This is a genomic window from Parabacteroides sp. Marseille-P3160 (assembly GCF_900162725.1).
GTDB lineage: Bacteria > Bacteroidota > Bacteroidia > Bacteroidales > Tannerellaceae > Marseille-P3160.
Genome location: NZ_LT799418.1, coordinates 1,671,170 through 1,688,288 on the forward strand (window position 1 = coordinate 1,671,170; position 17,119 = coordinate 1,688,288).

Consider the following 17,119-nt stretch of genomic DNA (forward strand, 5'->3'; position numbering starts at 1 on the left):
CAATTTATTTATCACTAAATAAAATGTAAAAGTTATGGGATTTGTAAAAGAATTTAAGGAGTTTGCTATGCGGGGAAATGTCCTCGATATGGCGATAGGTATCATTATTGGTGGCGCTTTCGGGAAGATCGTCTCTTCGCTTGTGGGAGATTTGATCATGCCGGTCATCGGTTTGCTTGTTGGAGGCGTTAACTTCACGGATCTGAGAATCATACTGAAAGATGCAGTCGTGGAAGCCGGGCAAACAGTAACGCCAGAGGTCTCTATTAACTATGGTAATTTCCTTCAGGTTACTTTTGACTTCATCATCGTCGCCTTTGCAATCTTTCTTTTGGTGAAGGGAGTGAACACCCTGAAGAAGAAACAGGAGGCTCCTGCGCCTGCACCGGCCGCCCCGCCTGAAGACATCACTTTATTAAAGGAGATTCGTGACCTGTTGAAGGAAAAGAATAAATAGATCGTCTATTTTGAGGGAACATAATGAATGGACTGTTGTTATTAGTATATAACCAATAAAAAAGAAAGGATTAATCTATGTTAAGCGAAAAAATGCAAAAAGCACTAAATGATCAGATTGCCGCAGAGATGTGGTCTTCTAACCTGTATTTATCCATGTCGATTCATTTTGCGATATTGGGATATTCCGGTTTTACTTCCTGGTTGAAAAGACAATCCCTGGAAGAGTTGGAGCATGCACATAAAATTATAGATTATGTGGTTGACCGGGGTGGTACGCCTGTCGTTTCGGAGATAAGTGTGGTTCCCGATGGTTATGGTAGTGCCTTGGAGATATTTGAGCATGTCTATGAACACGAGGTCAAAGTTTCCAAAATGATTGATGATCTTGATGATTTGGCCTTGGCCGAGAATGATAAAGCCACACAAGACTTTTTAAGATGGTTTATTCATGAACAAGTGGAGGAAGAATCTTCATCTAAGGCCATCGTAGACAAGATCAGATTGTCCGGAGGCGAACAATTCTTGTGGTTTGTCGATAATTCATTGAATACGAAATAATTTTTTTGAATTTTATCTCTAAAAGAAGGAGAGTGAGCCGAGAGGACATCATTCTCCTTCTTTTTTTTTGACCGACCGACTTACGGATCTATTATTTGATCCCTTTCCATGAGGAAATCAACTTGATGGTATTGATATTATCTATATCTCTATAAATACTATCCATTGCATTTTTTAGGATTGTCTGGATAGGCTTTCGTAGATTTGTGTCAGATAAAAAAACAAGAACTGAAAAGTTAAATTATGAAGTCACTAATTAGGAAAAAAGCGCCGGTATTCAAAGCTCCGGCAGTCATTAACGGCAATGAGATTGTTTCAGATTTTTCATTAGAACAGTACATTGGGAAAAAGTATGTTGTCTTTTTCTTCTATCCAATGGACTTTACATTTGTTTGTCCGACAGAACTACACGCTTTTCAGGAAAAACTAACCGAATTCGAAAAACGTAATGTCGCTTTGGTTGCTTGTTCGGTTGATTCCGAGCAATCACATTTTGCTTGGTTGCATCAGGAAAAAAATAAAGGGGGTATTAAAGGGGTTACCTATCCGATCGTTTCTGATTTCACCAAAACGATTTCACAAAATTATGGCGTTTTAGCCGCCGATTATTTAACTGTTGAAGGAACTTCCGTTTGCATAGGTGAACCGGTTGCATACAGAGGTTTGTTCCTGATCGATAAGAAAGGAATTATACGTCATGCTACGATTAACGATCTGCCTTTGGGTAGAAATGTGGAAGAAGTATTGCGTACGGTAGATGCATTGCAGCATTTTGAAGAGTATGGCGAAGTTTGTCCGGCTAACTGGTCAAAAGGCAAAGATGCATTGAAAGCATCAAACGAAAGTGTTGCTGACTATCTAAGTCACCACTAAAAGACTAATAGAAGAGTGAGTAGAGTTTTTTTGATAGTCCTTGGGATGTGAATCTCGAGGCTATTTTTTTTATGCCTGTCTTTTGATTTCATCGGTCTTTTAATTCTTTAAATCAGGAAATAATCCTATCTTCGTTGCTATATAAACTTAAAACAATATAATTATGAAAGCAATCAGTAGTGCACCCCTCCGGGGCGTGTTGTCTATATTATTAGGACTGGCATTGATTATCTGGCCGGAAACGGCGATCACATACCTGGTGATTACCCTTGGAGTCTTGTTTATCCTTCCGGGTATATTTTCCCTGATCTCTTATTTTACCCGTCCGAAAGAGCTGGTTGGTTCACGTTTTCCGATCGAAGGAGCAGGAAGCATCTTGCTCGGTATCTGGCTCGTGGCGATGCCCGCTTTCTTTGTCAATATCGTGATGTATGTATTGGGAGCCTGCTTGTTGATTGCGGGGATCCAACAGTTTTTCACCTTATTGAGGGCACGGAAGTATTACTGGGTGCCTTGGGGATTGTATGTGATACCTTCCCTGTTACTTATTACGGGTATTATTGTGTTGTTGAACCCGTTTGATACAGCTTCGGCGGTCTTCATTGTTTTCGGCATTGCGATCGTTGCCTATGGCGTCAGTGAACTGGTCAACTGGTATCGGTTCCGTCCGCAGACAGCAAAAGTGATCGATAATTATTAATGGGTGAGAACCCAATAAATACCCCCGGCTTCCGTTATGTGTTTAGTATGTTTAACTGACGGGATATGAAAAAGGCTTGCACATTCTTGTTATTACTTGTTTTTTCGATCTACTTGTATATGGGCTACGATTTGTTCCGGAAAAACACATTGACTGAAAAGACTCGTGGTTTCTTGTCCGATATTGCTAAAGAGGTGGTCGCTGTTCCTTTGGAGACAATTCCCGGTATAAAGTTGGAAGACGCCAGGTTGATCAGGAGAGATGGAGAGCATTTGTTTTTGGTCAACAACCGTCAGCTTTATCATTTTGATATCTCAGGACGGCTGGTCTGTCGGATCACGGACCTGCACGGAGAGGACAAGCTTGTGGCCAATTATGTCGTTGATATTATCCGAAAGCAATTGATTGTGATCACCGACCGGCGGGAAGCGTTGTACTATACTTATGACGGAAAATTGCTCGCCGGGAAAGACTTGGCAGGAGAATCCCTTTGGGATCGTTTATACACGCTGTCTTTCTATAACGGGATGTTTTGGGCCGTGGTGGATAAATACGTCCGGGATGCGGATGACCCGTCTGTCTGCCACAGGGAGCGGAGGTTATGCAAATACTCTACCGATTTTCTGGAATTGGAAAGTCGAAAGTTATCGCCGGCCAACCTTGGGCGCGAGTGCAGCGCTTATTTCGATCCCGAAATCTGTGTGGGAGAGGAGGGCGTCTATGCTTATACTCCTTCTTTGGAGCCGCATAGGCTTTTGAAAGATACGCTTCATATCCTTCAATACCAGGGCTTATTTGCCTCTTCCGAGGCGGAAGCATCGGCTTATCCCGTTGTCTTGGGGAAGCGGTTCTTGCTCTCTTCCTACTATAATGCAGGAAAAGAGCCTCGAACCTATACTTTTTGTTATGATAAAACGGAGAACATTGCTTATTCGGTGGCCGATGGATTCCAGGATGATTTCTATCAAACGGGAGCAATCCCTAAATTGCAGCCTCTCGACGCCTATGCGCATACATTCTGCTTTAGCAAGAGCGGAAAGGATTTGAAGCGCGCATTTCCCAATTGGAAGGCCGGAGATAATCCCATAGTCTTCCTTGTCCGGTTAAAGGCCTGAATCTTTTTTTTCCCTACTCCTTTTGGCAGACCCGTATGTAATCGATATCATACTTGATTACTCCGGGCAAAATGCTTTTAGTCCTCTTCTTTCATGTTGTGAAAGACATTCTGTACGTCTTCGTCTTCTTCTAGTTTCTCCAGAAGTTTCTCAATCGTTTCGCGTTGTTCGGGAGTTACTTCCTTCTGGTCGTTGGGCAGGCGGACAAATTCGCTGCTGGTGATTTCGTAGCCGTTTTCTTCCAGATATTTCTGAAGGGCTGCATTTTGCGAGAACTCTCCGTAGAGAATGATTTCGCCTTCGTCTTCCTCAACCTCATCTACCCCATAGTCGATCAACTCCAGTTCGAGCTCTTCCAGGTCGGTATCCTCTTTCTTTGTCAGGTGGAAAACGCATTTATGGTCGAATAGGAATTCCAGGGAGCCGGAAGTACCTAATGAGCCGCCATGTTTGTTGAAATAGCTGCGGATATTGGCAACGGTACGGGTGGTGTTATCGGTTGCCGTTTCAACGAAGATAGCGATGCCGAAAGGACCGTATCCTTCATAGTTCACTTCCTTATAGTCTGTGAAATCTTTTGACGTTGCTTTTTTGATGGCGCGTTCCACATTGTCTTTCGGCATATTTTCTTTCTTGGCCGTTTGCATCAATATGCGTAAACGCGGATTATTTTCCGGTTCAGGACCGCCTTCTTTGGTTGCAATTGTGATTTGTTTGCCTAATTTTGTAAATACGCGAGCCATATTGCCCCAACGTTTAAGCTTTGTCGCTTTACGATATTCAAACGCTCTTCCCATATATTTTTATCTCTTTATTTTAAAAACGGATTATTATCTAAGTTGTGCCGATACTTTTTGTTCCAGGTTCGTTTGTATTTTCTTCATGATCGCATCGATCTGTTTGTCGTTTAGAGTCTTACCCTCGTCTTGCAGATAGAAGCTGACGGCATAGGACTTCTTGCCTGCCGGCAGGTTCTTCCCTTCGTAGACGTCGAAGAGTGTGATCTCTTTCAGTAATTTCTTTTCGCTTTCCCTGGCAACCTTCCGGATCTCTTCAAAAGTTACCCGTTCGTCTATCAATAAGGCCAAATCCCTTTTTACCGCCGGGAAGCGGGATATTTCGGAATACGTTATCTTGGCTTTCTTTATCTCTTTCATCAATTGTGTCCAGGAAAGTTCCGCATAAAACACTTCTTGCTCGATATCGATCGTTTTCCGTATCTTTTTATGGATAATGCCTAAGGTTCCGATCTTTCGCCCCGAAAGGGTTGAAATCGCAAGGGCGTCTGCATACAAATCGCCGGAGAATTCCTCGTATGCGACTTTGCCCGGATTGATACCCAGGCGGGTCAGGATATTCTCCACATAAGCCTTTAATTCATAGACGGAAGAAGGTTCGTCAGGATGTGCCCAATTATTTTCCACCCGGCTTCCGCTCAGCCATAATCCTAAACGGTATTCCTCGCTGTATCCGGAGAGCGTGTTGTCTTCCCTTTTATTTTCGGTGTTGAAATCATAGCAATTGCCGAATTCAAAGAATCGGATTGCGCCGTTTTTATGTTTGATATTATGTTCAATGCTTTCCAATCCGCCGAATAGCAATGTTTGCCGCATGACATTCAGGTCGTTGCTCAACGGATTCATTAATTTGACGGAATGGGATGCCGGATAGCTCGTTAGACCTTCATAATAGGCGGCGCGGGTCAGGGAGTTGTTCAGTATTTCGTGGAATCCGCTGCCTACCAATTGCTCTGAAATAATATTTTCCCAATGATAGTTGCGGTCGGTCAGCGTCTGATAGCTTAAATTGGACTTTACCTGGTCGCCGATTTCCACATTGTTATACCCATAGATACGCAGGATATCTTCAATCACATCCACATCCCTCTGTACGTCGATCCGGTAAGGAGGAACTTCGAGGAATAAGCCTTTCTCTGTCTCGGAGACGATCTTTATTTCCAGGCTTTCCAGGATACTTTTTACCGTGGCTTCAGGAATGGCCTTTCCGATCAGAGTGTTAATCTTTTGGTAGGTGATTTCTACCGGATAAGGTTTCATTATTTCCGGATAAACATCCTGTATTTCGCCCGTGATGCGGCCTCCTGCCAATTCCTGAACCAGCAGCGCAGCCCGTTTCAGAGCATAGATGGTTTGGTTGGCATCCAATCCCCGTTCAAAACGGAAGGAGGCATCGGTATTCAGTCCGAAACGTCGGGCTGTCTTACGTATCCAGGTCGGGTGGAAGCAGGCCGATTCAAGGAAGACATCCGTCGTCTCTTCCGTTACGCCGGAGTCCAGACCGCCGAAGACGCCAGCGATACACATAGGCTCGTTTAGGTTACAAATCATCAGGTCCTGATCCGTCAGTGTACGTTCCACTCCGTCCAAAGTAATAAACTTCGTGTCGGCCGGTTCGGTACGCACCACCACTTTGTTTCCTTTTATCTTAGAGGCGTTAAAGGCGTGAAGCGGTTGTCCCAACTCATGCAGGATGAAGTTGGTTATATCCACCACATTATTAATAGGGCGCAGGCCGATGAGCGTTAATTTGTTTTTCAGCCAATCCGGGCTTTCCTTTACGGTTACTCCCTTGATCGTTACTCCTGAATAGCGTATACATGCCTCTTTGTTTTCAACGGTTACTTCGATGCCCGGCGTCGGGTCGTCGATTTTAAATCCGTCCACGGACGGACGTTCCAGATGCGCCGGCTTTCCGTTTTGCTTCAGATAAGCCGCCAGGTCGCGTGCCACGCCGAAGTGGGAGGTCGCATCCACCCGGTTGGGGGTAATGTCTACTTCCAAAACGTAATCGCTCTGGATCTTGTAATATTCTTTTGCCGGCGTGCCTGGGACAGTCGTCGGAGGTAGGACGATGATTCCTGCGTGATCCGTTCCGATGCCGATTTCATCTTCCGCGCAAATCATGCCGTTGGATTCGACGCCGCGGATTTTGGAACGTTTGATGGTGAAGGTCTCTTCCCCGTTGTAAAGCTGCGTTCCGTTGACAGCCACAACGACCCTTTGACCGGCTGCCACATTCGGTGCTCCGCATACAATCTGCAAAGGCTCTTCTTTACCTATGTTCACTGTCGTTATATGGAGATGGTCTGAATTGGGGTGCTCGACGCATGTCAGCACCTCTCCGATTACTAATCCTTCCAAGCCTCCCTTTATACTCTGAACTTCCTCCACTCCGCCTGTTTCCAGGCCAATAGAGGTCAATGCCTTCGAAACTTCCTCCGGCGATAAATCAAAATGAAGATACTCCTTTAACCAATTGTATGATATATTCATCACTAAATAAGTTTATGTATTTTTTAACATAGGGTCTGTAAATGACCAACAAAAGTAGAAAGAATTCTTCAAACGATTAAGAAACTGTTTAAATTTTACCAAATATCCTCTTATTGAGGTTTTGCCGGTAAACCCGAAACACTGGTTTGCGGGGGGATATTTCGATAGAAACTATGCAAACCGGTTGGAGCTGCGAATGATGATTAGCCCCTACATTATCAATGTTCATAAATAAAATGTCGGAGTGTAACTTATGGTACAGATTTATCCGGCTCTCTTATAGTAGATTTGTGGTATCGGTCGTCGAATAAAGAGGCCGGAGTTAAAATTATAAACTTAAAATTACCGATTATGCAAGAAATAATTAAGAAAGCGGAGGTTTGGGAACCGGAGAAACTGATCGAATATTCCTCCGGAGGAATCGTCAGCAAACAGGTGATGAAGAATGAAGCGGGCAATATCACGCTCTTCTCCTTTGACAAGGGGCAGGGATTGTCGGAACATACGGCGCCATTCGACGCCTTTGTACAGATTCTGGATGGAGAGGCGGAAATTCGCATCGGAGGACAACCGCACCGGGTGAAGAAGGGTGAAGCGATCCTTATGCCGGCAAACATCGTTCATGCGCTACAGGCAGTGGAATCGTTCAAGATGTTATTAACCATGATCCGCGGAAAGTGATGAAGACACCGATAGAAAAAGCGCAGGGCCATTGGGTATTGGCCGGAATGGGGAAAAGAGTATTGCGTCCGGGCGGAAAAGAACTGACACTCCGGCTGATGGAAGGCCTTCAGATCGGGCCGGCCGACGAAGTCATCGAGTTTGCGCTGGCATAAATCCGAACACTATTCCTTTTGGCAATATCGCCGGCCGACGAAGTCATCGAGTTTGCGCCCGGTCTCGGTTTCACGGCTTCCATTGCTTTGAAAGCCGAGCCGAAGTCCTATACTGGAGTTGAGCTCAACAAAGAGGCGGTCGCCTATTTGCAAAATATCATCCAAGGGCCTAATTACCGCATACAGGCGGGCAATGCCAATGCGACGGGCTTGCCGGACGAATCGGCGACCAAAGTCTATGGAGAAGCCATGCTCACGATGCAGTCAGCTCGCCAGAAAACGGATATCATCCGGGAGGCCTACCGCCTGTTGAAGAAAGGAGGCCTTTATGGAATCCATGAAATAGCCCTGACAGCCGAAGGATCTGATCCGGCGATCCGGCAGCAAATTTACCGGGAGATGCAGGGAGCGATCCTTTCGAATGTAGCCCCGTTGCCGACAGCCGAATGGGAACAGTTGCTGAAAGACGAAGGCTTTGCCGTACGGAAGGTGATAACAAACCCCATGCATCTGCTGGAACCCAAACGTGTGATCGACGATGAAGGCTTCTTCCGGACGCTCCGGATCCTGTTCAACATCCTGACCCATCCGGCAGCTGCCAAACGAATCCGGGGAATGCGCCGTATCTTCCGACGTCATGAAGGACGGATCATGGCCATCGCCATCATTGCCGAAAAAGTGTGATTTTACATTTTATTCAGTCTTTGTGGACAAACAATCCTTAAAGCGTCTCTGTTATAGTTATAGATTTTATAATTAAATAGTAAATTGATAAAAATAATCATTATGGGACTTAGTTTTAAGGAAGCCGTTGAAAAACGGAGAACATATTACGGAATCAGCAATGCATCGCCCGTTTCGGATGCAGAAATCCAGGAAATAATTGAAGAGGCCGTAAAGAATGTGCCTTCCGCATTCAATTCGCAATCTACGCGGATCGTACTTCTTTTAGGTGAGAATCATAAGAAGTTCTGGAACATTACAAAAGAGATTTTACGCAAAATCCTCCCTACCGATGCTTTCGGGGCTACGGAAAATAAGATCGACGGAGCTTTTGGCGCAGGATACGGGACAGTTCTTTTCTATGAGGATCAGGAAGTGGTCGAAGGGTTGCAAAAAACGTTTGCCCTCTACAGCGAAAACTTCCCCGTTTGGTCGCAACATACTTCCGCCATGCACCAGTATGTGATCTGGACAGCATTGGAAGAAGTGGGATTCGGAGCCTCCCTTCAGCACTACAATCCGCTGGTCGACACGGAAGTGGCTAAGGCATGGGACATCAATCCGAGGTGGAAGCTGATAGCCCAACTGCCTTTCGGTACGCCTACCGTCCAACCGGGTGAAAAGGAAATTGCCCCGATTGAAAAGAGAGTATTAGTTTATAGATAAAGGAAACGGCCTGTTTCCAACCGGAAGGCGCCCTTCAAAGGACGCCTTTCTTGTTTCTACCCTCATTCAGGTAGGCGGATATGCCATAAACAGGCGATTGTCCGGTAAGAAGGGTTCCACTATCTTTGCCCCGAACTAACAATTATATATTTATCATGGCAAAAAACATAGATTTATCTTACGGATTCTCTACACGAAGCGTACATGTGGGAAACAGTATCGATAAGGAGACCGGAGCCATCCGGCGGCCGATCACAATGGCCAACAGCTACGCCCTCCCTTACGATCCGAGCGGGGTCAACTGGAGCGAAGCGGGTACCAAACTTTACACCCGCAACGGAGGAGCCAACCAAGAGTATCTACAGGAGAAACTGGCGGCGCTGTCTGAAACCGAAGATGCGGTAGTGCTGGCAACCGGAGTCGCCGCCTTGCATAGCATCTTCTTCACTTTTCTGAAATCAGGCGATCATGTGGTCGTATCCAATATCACCTATATCGCGGTCTACCGGCTGCTCAACGAATACCTGCCCGAAAAATACAATATCACCAGTACGTTGGTCGACAGTTCCGACCTCGGGGCTGTGCGCGAAGCGATCCGTCCTAATACCAAACTGATTCATATCGAGACGCCGGGAAACCCGACACTCAGTATCAGCAATATCCGGGCGATCGCCCAATTGGCGCACGAACACGGGGCCTTGCTGTCGGTCGATAACACCTTTGCTTCGCCGTACAACCAACGGCCGACCAAGCTGGGAGCCGACCTGGTCGTTGAAAGCCTTACAAAGTATATCAACGGGCATGGCGACGCCATGGGCGGAGCCGTCCTCGGTAGTCTGGAACGGATCGACAGGATACGGAAAGAAGCGATGATCAATGTGGGAGGAGCGATCAGCCCCTTCAATGCCTGGCTGATTATGCGCGGAGCCATCACCCTGAAGCTGCGCATGAAGCAGCATAACAACAATGCGCTATTGATTGCCGGCTTTCTGGAAAGCCATCCGAAGGTGCGCTTCGTATCTTTCCCCGGCCTGCCTAGCCATCCACAGCATGAGGTGGCCAAAGCACAAATGTCGAACGGATACGGAGGTGTCATGGCTTTCGGCCTGAAGGGCGACACCGAAACCCATAACCGGTTTGTCAGTTACCTGAATGTCATCACATCCGCCGTCTCACTGGGACACGACGAAAGCCTGATTGTCTTCCTTGGGCCGAATGACGAACGCCAATATTTGTATCCAGAAGTTTTCAGGGAAGGATTCCTGCGCTTCAGCGTCGGGCTGGAAGATGCAGAAGATCTGATTGAAGACCTGAGACAGGCCTTGGATAAGATTTAGCCGTTTGTTTCGCCCCGTAAGGCATTGGCAATGGTCAGATGTTTAAGGTATAATTCTTCCTCCCCAAGATGGCGGTAAGCCTCGGCTAGGTACTCATGCGCTGCTGCATGGCGTGGCTTGATACCGACGGAACGGTTCAGGTCGGAAGCTGCCTCATCATAATACTTCAGTTGCAGATGCAATTTCCCGCGGTTATATAAAGCCTTAAAGGAGCGGGGGCTGAGACGAACAGCTTCGTTCAGGCAAATCTGGGCGGCATAGCTCTCGCCTAAATCCGATAAGGTGATCCCTTTACGCACCCAAACGTCCACATAGCCGGGATAAAGCTTCAAGGCCTTATCAAAACAACGGATAGCCGCATGGGGGTCATGCCCTTTCGTGACACACTCATTTCCCATCAGATAGTACTCGTGGGCATACTCTTTCATGGCTTCAGCCTGTTCATGAAGTTTCTCTTTTAATTCACGGATCTGATTTTCCTGGTTGTTCAGGCGAGACAATTTCCGCTGCAGGAAGCGTCGTATCAGTGGCTTGGAAAGCTCGTTCCGCTTGTCGACCGCTTTGGAAAAAGCGTCCAAGGCTTTCCCCATCTCTCCTTTGGAGAACGAATATGCAGCCTGGGAATACAGCAGGTCGGCTTCGCTTTCCTCCATGCTTTCCCGGATCAACTGTTGGTTATTGAACTGCTTGCTGAAAGCGACGATTTCTTTCCGGACGAACACATCGTAGGGATTCAGTTTCGATTTCAAGACCAGCCCTTCCAACGACATGCACCGGCTCAGGGCGACATAGGCTTGCCCCCCGGCAAAAACGCCGCGCGACAGGTCAACAATGACACGGGCAAAAGTCAGTCCCTGGCTTTTGTGTACCGTGATCGCCCAAGCCAACCGTATCGGCAGCTGCTCGAAGGTGCCGATAATCTCTTCCTCTATCCGTTTTTCCTTTTCGTTATATTTATATTTATAGTTCCGCCACGAAGCCGGTTCTACCAAATGCTCCACGCCGTTATCCAGTAGCACATAGACATGTCCTTCCTCATCGATTCCGGAGATCATGCCGATCGTCCCGTTCACCCAACGCCGGTCGGGATCGTTATCGATAAAAATGACTTGAGCCTGTTCCTTTAGCGCCAGATCCAATTGTGTCGGCAGGGATGCTTCGGGGAAATCCCCGCTGATGATGCCGTGATAGATCTGTTCTTCTCCCGGCAATTCCGCCAGCTTCTCCCGGTTGATCGAATCCACGAGGGAGCGGTGGGTCGCCACTGTAATATACATATCCTCGTTTTGCGGATTGAAGTCAGGGAAAACCCTCTCGTTCAACAAATCCAAATCCCCGGGGAGCACTTCATTGCTGCGGATATGATCCAGGATACGGATAAAATCCGCATCTTTCTGCCGGTATACCTTCTGTAATTCGATCGGAACCAAATTGATCTCCTTAAAGATATGGGCGGAAAAGAAAAAGGAAGATGCGTAAAAACGGGACAAGATCTCCTTCTGGTCTGTCGTTACTACCGGCTCCAACTGAAAGACATCCCCCACAAACAGCAGTTGCTTCCCGCCGAACGGCAGGCGCGTATTTCCGGAGAATACCCGCAGGATCCGGTCGATGCAATCGATCGTATCCGCCCGCACCATCGAAATCTCGTCGATAATGATCAGTTCCACTTCCGTGAGCAGCTTGCGCTGTTTCTTTCCGTATTTGAAGAACTCATAGATCCGCCCTTTCTTGGCGCTCAGGTCGGGATCGTCCGGTAAAATCGGACGAAAGGGTAGTTTGAAGAAGGAATGGAGCGTAACGCCTCCGGCATTGATCGCAGCAATTCCCGTCGGGGCCAGCACCACATATTTTTTCTTGGTGTGGGCGCAGATATATTTCAGGAACGTGGACTTTCCCGTCCCGGCCTTTCCCGTAAGAAAAACCGACTGCCGCGTATGCGTAATCAAGTGCAAGGCATCCTGAAAAGGAGCATTATCCGTATCTATTTGAAAAGTAGTTTCCATTTCTACAGGCACAAAGCTAAGGATTTTATTTATTCCCTGCTTTCTTTCCGGAAAACAATCTGAGGGGTCGCTCTATTTTTCTTCGCTTTTGTCCGACTCGAATTTTAATTCAATTGAATTCCCCTCTTTTTCAGGGAAGCCAACGCTCATGCTGTCTGTCATACCCTTTTTAAGAAAAATGAATATCCGATTGAATCCGTTCGGCGTAGGCGATTGTCTATTCTGCCGCCCAGTTCCAAGGTAATAGCGGAGAGTAATCCAACCAACAGTTGAGACTGCGGAAGTCTTTCTCTCCTGTATTAGATGCAAGTAATAATGCCAATGGGGATCCAATAGGGAAAGTGCAAACTTTCCTTTCACCGGCCAGTGAAAGATCTTCCACCGGCCAGTGAAAGATCTTTTGCCGGCCAGTAGAAAATCTTTCACCAGCGGGCGAAAATTAGCTTGTCAGTACATTTATATTATAATCAGTATATTGTGATAACAAAATCAATAACCTTAAAAACGCATTCGAGTGAGGATGATCCAAGAAATAAATCTACCTCTTCTTCTTTATCTGACAGTAGTGATTTTTTTCTCTGCCCGCTTGCCTTGCTTATGTGATTCGAAATTATAATGTACCTTTGCATGAAATTTTTAAGAGTGAAGTTCAACGTACAACATACCGATCCTAAATCCGATGCACGGGCGGGTGTGATCACAACCGGTCACGGAACCATCGAAACGCCTATTTTTATGCCTGTCGGTACGCAGGGGGCCGTGAAAGCTGTCCATATGACCGAGCTGGAAAACGATATTCATGCGCAGATCATTCTGGGTAATACCTATCATCTCTATCTGCGTCCCGGGCTGGAAATACTGGAGAAGGCCGGCGGATTGCACCGATTCAACAGTTGGGATCGTCCGATCCTGACCGACAGCGGAGGCTTCCAGGTCTTTTCGCTCGCGGAGAACCGCAAGCTCTCGGAAGAAGGCGCCGAATTCCGTTCGCATATCGACGGCTCCAAGCATTTCTTCTCTCCCGAAAAAGTAATGGACATCCAGCGCAGCATCGGAGCCGACATCCTGATGGCTTTCGACGAATGTTGCCCGGGAGATGCCGACTATGCCTATGCCGAACAGTCGTTGAAACTGACGGAGCGCTGGTTGGACCGCTGCGTGAAGCGTTTCCGGGAAACCGAACCGAAGTATGGGTATGAGCAAAGCCTCTTCCCTATTGTGCAGGGTTGCGTCTATCCGGATCTACGCATCCGGGCGGCGGAAAAGATTGCCGCCATCGGAGCGGACGGCAATGCCATCGGGGGCCTGGCGGTAGGCGAGCCGACGGAGAAGATGTATGAGATGATCGAAATCGTGAACGGGGTGCTGCCCAAAGACAAACCCCGCTATCTGATGGGTGTCGGGACGCCGGCAAACCTGTTGGAAGCCATCGAACGGGGTGTCGATATGTTCGACTGCATCATGCCGACCCGCAACGGGCGCAACGGCCAGTTGTTCACCCGTTACGGCACGATGAACATGCGGAACCAAAAGTGGGAAAGCGACTTTTCTCCTATCGATCCCGAAGGGACTTCGTTCGTTGACACGCTGTATAGTAAGGCTTATTTACGCCATTTATTCAAGGCGGATGAAATATTAGGGCTGCAAATTGCTTCAATCCATAACCTTTCTTTCTATCTTTGGCTCGTTAAAGAGGCGCGATTGCATATCCAAGCCGGAGATTTCACGGTTTGGAAGGATAAAATGGTACGTCAAATGTCAAACAGGTTATAATAGAGGAATGAAGTTCAGGCTAAAGAAGATCGATTGGTATATTATCAAGCAGTTTCTGGGGACTTATATCTTCGCGATTGCGTTGATTATCTCCATCTCCGTGGTCTTCGACATCAACGAAAAAATCGACAAGTTCCTGCAGCCGGAAGTTCCTCTGAAAGCAATCATTTTCGACTATTATTTCAACTTTGTCCCTTACTTCGCCAACCTGTTCAGTCCGCTTTTCACTTTTATCGCCGTGATCTTTTTTACTTCCCGGCTGGCCGATAAATCGGAAATTATCGCCATGCTGGCAAGCGGGATGAGTTTCAAGCGCCTGATGGTACCTTATATGATTTCGGCAACCGTGATCGCTGTCGGCACGTTCATCCTCAATGCGTTTGTTATCCCGCCGGCCAATATCACCCGTATCGATTTCCAGAACAAATACATAAAAGATAAGAAAATTATGGACGCACGGAACGTGCAGTTGGAAGTAGAGCCGGGCATCTTCGCTTATTTCGACCGCTACGATGCCCGCGCCAATATGGGTTACCGCTTTTCTCTGGAACATTTCGACAAGAAAAAACTGATTTCCCGCTTAACGGCCAAATCCATTAAATACGACTCGCTTTACCAATGGACAATCATGGACTATATCATCCGGGATTTCGACGGCATGTACGAAAAGATCAGCGAAGGCTCGCGGAAGGATACGAGCCTGACGATCGTCCCCTCCGACTTCCTCATTTCGGAGAATGATTGTGAAACCATGACCAGCCCTCAACTGGCAACCTATATCAGCCGGCAGAAGAAAAGAGGAATCGGCAACATCCAGACGTTTGAAATCGAATATCATAAACGGTATGCCACTATCATGGCGTCTTATATCCTTACCATCATCGGCGCCTCTCTCTCTTCGCGGAAGATCAAGGGAGGTATGGGGTTGAACATCGGGATCGGACTGGGCCTCAGCTTTTCCTATATTCTGTTCATGACCGTCACGTCCACTTTTGCCATCAGCGGAGCCGTCAGTCCGATGGTGGCGGCTTGGATACCCAATGTCGTCTACACGTTTATCGCCATCTATCTTTACCGCAGAGCTCCGCGGTAATCTTTTCCCTGCCGGGTTTCGGATGGCCATCCGGTAAAAAGATGTAAATCCTTAGTATGCTACCTTGTTCTTACTTTCAGTTTTATTACTTACCTTTGGTGGGAAATCGAGAAAGTAATATGGAATTCAAGCTTCCTGCGAATGTTGATAAAAAGGTTCCGACAATAGACGCCCATACGTTGGTGGTCATTGGCGCCAACGGTGCGGGGAAAACTTCTTTTGGCAAGGAAATTGTCCGGCAGCATCCGGACGAAGCTATTTATATATCCGGCCTCCACGGTCTGTTCGTCAATTTCAGAGGGAGCGTGGACAGCCTCATCGATTTGAAATCATTCCACCGGCTGATCGCCGACCGGCTTCTGTCTTCCCCTCTATCGGATTACGAACGTCTCATCCTGCAATTGCAGCAAGAAGAGTTTGAGGCGGCTGTCAACTACAAGGAAGCCGGTAAAAAGGAAGAACATCCGCCTCTTCCGATTACGAAAATTGACCGGATTCAGGTGATCTGGGAACATATGTTCCCACATAATCGCCTCGTCCGTAAATCCGGTTTTTTCGAGTTGGCCTCAACCAGCCGGGACGGGCAATCCTATACCGCCGAACGGATGAGCGACGGGGAAAAGGCCGTTTTCTATTTTATCGGTTCCGTCTTGTGCGCTCCTCCCGAAGCGCTCCTAATCATCGAAGAACCGGAGTTATTGCTTCACAATTCCATCAAAAACAATTTATGGGATGAGATCGAGGCCATGCGCCCCGATTGTACTTATATCTACCTGACTCACGACATCGACTTTGCCACGTCGCGAACGAACAGTATCCGCCTATGGATTCGCGCCTTCAATGCGGATCTGCAGGAGTGGGATTATGAAATCATCGAGGGGAACACCAGCCTCCCGGAAGAACTGTACATCGAGATTTTAGGTAACCGCAAACCTATCCTCTTTATCGAGGGAACGGATGCAAACAGTCTCGACAACCGGCTTTATCCGCTGATCTTCCCGGAGTACCTGGTCAAGCCGATGGGCGGCTGTCAGAAAGTGATCGAAACGACCAAGGCTTTTACACAGCTCAAGGACTTCCATACGCTGGACTCCAAGGGGATTGTGGATCGCGACCGTCGTACGCCGGGCGAAATCGCCTACTTGCGGGAACAAAACATCTTTGTCCCAGATGTCGCTGAAGTCGAAAACCTGCTCATGTTGGAGCCGATCATCCGGACGGTGGCCCGCCGGATGTTGAAAGATCCGGATCTGGTCTTCCAGGAGGTCAAGGAGAGCGTGATCGAGCTTTTTACCAAAGAGCTGGAAGCGCAGATCATCCTCCACGCCAAACACTGGGTACGGAAGAAACTGGAAACGATTGTAGACCGGAAGATTACGACGGTAGAACAATTGAATGAACATGTACAAAACATTCGGGAAAACATTCATGTCAATGAAATCTATCATAAAATAAAAACGGATTTTGAACAATACGCTTCTTCAGGCGATTATAAAAGTATCCTGCGGGTTTACAATCAAAAAGGGATGTTGCCCCAGAGCCGTTTATGCGGGCTTTGCGGACTGCGGAACAAAGAGACCTATTTTGATTTTATCCTCTCGATATTGAAAGAGAAAAGTAATGATGCAACAGTCATCCGGGAGGCTATACGGAAATCGTTGGATATTATATAGGCTGCCGGGATTTA

17 protein-coding genes are annotated in these 17,119 nt (G+C 47.2%); 13 read left to right on the top strand and 4 right to left on the bottom strand.

What is annotated here, in order from left to right; all coding sequences use genetic code 11:
- Positions 1 to 34: 34 nt before the first annotated feature.
- The 5 genes from mscL (at position 35) to BQ8014_RS06690 (ending at position 3,705) form a co-directional block, all read left to right on the top strand.
- The gene (gene mscL, locus BQ8014_RS06670; protein WP_080903689.1) at positions 35 to 457 is read left to right on the top strand and encodes a large-conductance mechanosensitive channel protein MscL; all 423 of its coding nucleotides are present in this window, start codon (positions 35 to 37) and stop codon (positions 455 to 457) included.
- 77 nt (positions 458 to 534) lie between these two features.
- Complete coding sequence (locus tag BQ8014_RS06675) at positions 535 to 1,017, top strand: ferritin (protein WP_080903690.1); 483 nt, start codon at positions 535 to 537, stop codon at positions 1,015 to 1,017.
- 243 nt (positions 1,018 to 1,260) lie between these two features.
- Positions 1,261 to 1,890 carry a peroxiredoxin gene (locus tag BQ8014_RS06680; RefSeq protein WP_080903691.1) on the top strand — a complete coding sequence of 210 codons (630 nt, stop codon included), beginning with the start codon at positions 1,261 to 1,263 and terminating at the stop codon, positions 1,888 to 1,890.
- 163 nt (positions 1,891 to 2,053) lie between these two features.
- Positions 2,054 to 2,590: an HdeD family acid-resistance protein gene (locus BQ8014_RS06685; RefSeq protein WP_080903692.1), complete on the top strand. Its 537-nt coding sequence runs from the start codon at positions 2,054 to 2,056 to the stop codon at positions 2,588 to 2,590.
- A 65-nt stretch (positions 2,591 to 2,655) separates the two neighbouring features.
- On the top strand, positions 2,656 to 3,705 hold the full coding sequence (locus BQ8014_RS06690) for a 6-bladed beta-propeller (RefSeq protein WP_139785092.1): 1,050 nt from the start codon (positions 2,656 to 2,658) through the stop codon (positions 3,703 to 3,705).
- Positions 3,706 to 3,782: 77 nt separating this feature from the next.
- Here the strand turns inward: BQ8014_RS06690 and BQ8014_RS06695 are convergent, their stop codons facing one another.
- A complete protein-coding gene (locus tag BQ8014_RS06695) occupies positions 3,783 to 4,502 on the bottom strand; it encodes a YebC/PmpR family DNA-binding transcriptional regulator (protein WP_080903694.1) in 720 nt (239 codons plus the stop codon).
- Between the two features lie 33 nt (positions 4,503 to 4,535).
- Entirely contained in the window at positions 4,536 to 6,998 is a 2,463-nt protein-coding gene (gene pheT / locus BQ8014_RS06700; protein ID WP_080903695.1) for a phenylalanine--tRNA ligase subunit beta, read from the bottom strand.
- 351 nt (positions 6,999 to 7,349) lie between these two features.
- On the opposite strand from pheT, the gene BQ8014_RS06705 reads away from it, so the two are divergent.
- From BQ8014_RS06705 to BQ8014_RS06720, 5 genes are all read left to right on the top strand, one after another.
- Complete coding sequence (locus tag BQ8014_RS06705) at positions 7,350 to 7,679, top strand: cupin domain-containing protein (protein WP_080905856.1); 330 nt, start codon at positions 7,350 to 7,352, stop codon at positions 7,677 to 7,679.
- Complete coding sequence (locus BQ8014_RS20010) at positions 7,679 to 7,834, top strand: hypothetical protein (protein ID WP_369808783.1); 156 nt, start codon at positions 7,679 to 7,681, stop codon at positions 7,832 to 7,834. Before BQ8014_RS06705 ends, BQ8014_RS20010 begins: the two co-directional genes overlap by 1 nt.
- A gap of 18 nt (positions 7,835 to 7,852) precedes the next feature.
- Complete coding sequence (locus tag BQ8014_RS06710) at positions 7,853 to 8,518, top strand: class I SAM-dependent methyltransferase (protein WP_369808784.1); 666 nt, start codon at positions 7,853 to 7,855, stop codon at positions 8,516 to 8,518.
- 102 nt (positions 8,519 to 8,620) lie between these two features.
- Entirely contained in the window at positions 8,621 to 9,223 is a 603-nt protein-coding gene (locus BQ8014_RS06715) for a nitroreductase family protein (protein ID WP_080903696.1), read from the top strand.
- A 155-nt stretch (positions 9,224 to 9,378) separates the two neighbouring features.
- Positions 9,379 to 10,560 (top strand): trans-sulfuration enzyme family protein, encoded by a 1,182-nt coding sequence (locus BQ8014_RS06720; protein ID WP_080903697.1) that lies wholly within the window; start codon positions 9,379 to 9,381, stop codon positions 10,558 to 10,560.
- Here BQ8014_RS06720 and BQ8014_RS06725 read toward each other — a convergent pair.
- Both BQ8014_RS06725 and BQ8014_RS06730 read right to left on the bottom strand, forming a co-directional pair.
- Positions 10,557 to 12,566 carry an AAA family ATPase gene (locus BQ8014_RS06725; RefSeq protein WP_080903698.1) on the bottom strand — a complete coding sequence of 670 codons (2,010 nt, stop codon included), beginning with the start codon at positions 12,564 to 12,566 and terminating at the stop codon, positions 10,557 to 10,559. The two genes, BQ8014_RS06720 and BQ8014_RS06725, sit on opposite strands and share 4 nt — an antisense overlap.
- 72 nt (positions 12,567 to 12,638) lie before the next feature.
- Positions 12,639 to 12,992 (bottom strand): hypothetical protein, encoded by a 354-nt coding sequence (locus tag BQ8014_RS06730; RefSeq protein ID WP_080903699.1) that lies wholly within the window; start codon positions 12,990 to 12,992, stop codon positions 12,639 to 12,641.
- A 201-nt stretch (positions 12,993 to 13,193) separates the two neighbouring features.
- On the opposite strand from BQ8014_RS06730, the gene tgt reads away from it, so the two are divergent.
- The 3 genes from tgt (at position 13,194) to BQ8014_RS06745 (ending at position 17,105) form a co-directional block, all read left to right on the top strand.
- Positions 13,194 to 14,339, top strand: a complete 1,146-nt coding sequence (tgt, locus tag BQ8014_RS06735; RefSeq protein ID WP_369808785.1) for a tRNA guanosine(34) transglycosylase Tgt — start codon at positions 13,194 to 13,196, stop codon at positions 14,337 to 14,339.
- Positions 14,340 to 14,346: 7 nt separating this feature from the next.
- A complete protein-coding gene (locus BQ8014_RS06740; protein ID WP_080903700.1) occupies positions 14,347 to 15,432 on the top strand; it encodes an LptF/LptG family permease in 1,086 nt (361 codons plus the stop codon).
- Positions 15,433 to 15,551: 119 nt separating this feature from the next.
- Positions 15,552 to 17,105: a DUF4435 domain-containing protein gene (locus BQ8014_RS06745; RefSeq protein WP_080903701.1), complete on the top strand. Its 1,554-nt coding sequence runs from the start codon at positions 15,552 to 15,554 to the stop codon at positions 17,103 to 17,105.
- Positions 17,106 to 17,119: the final 14 nt, after the last annotated feature.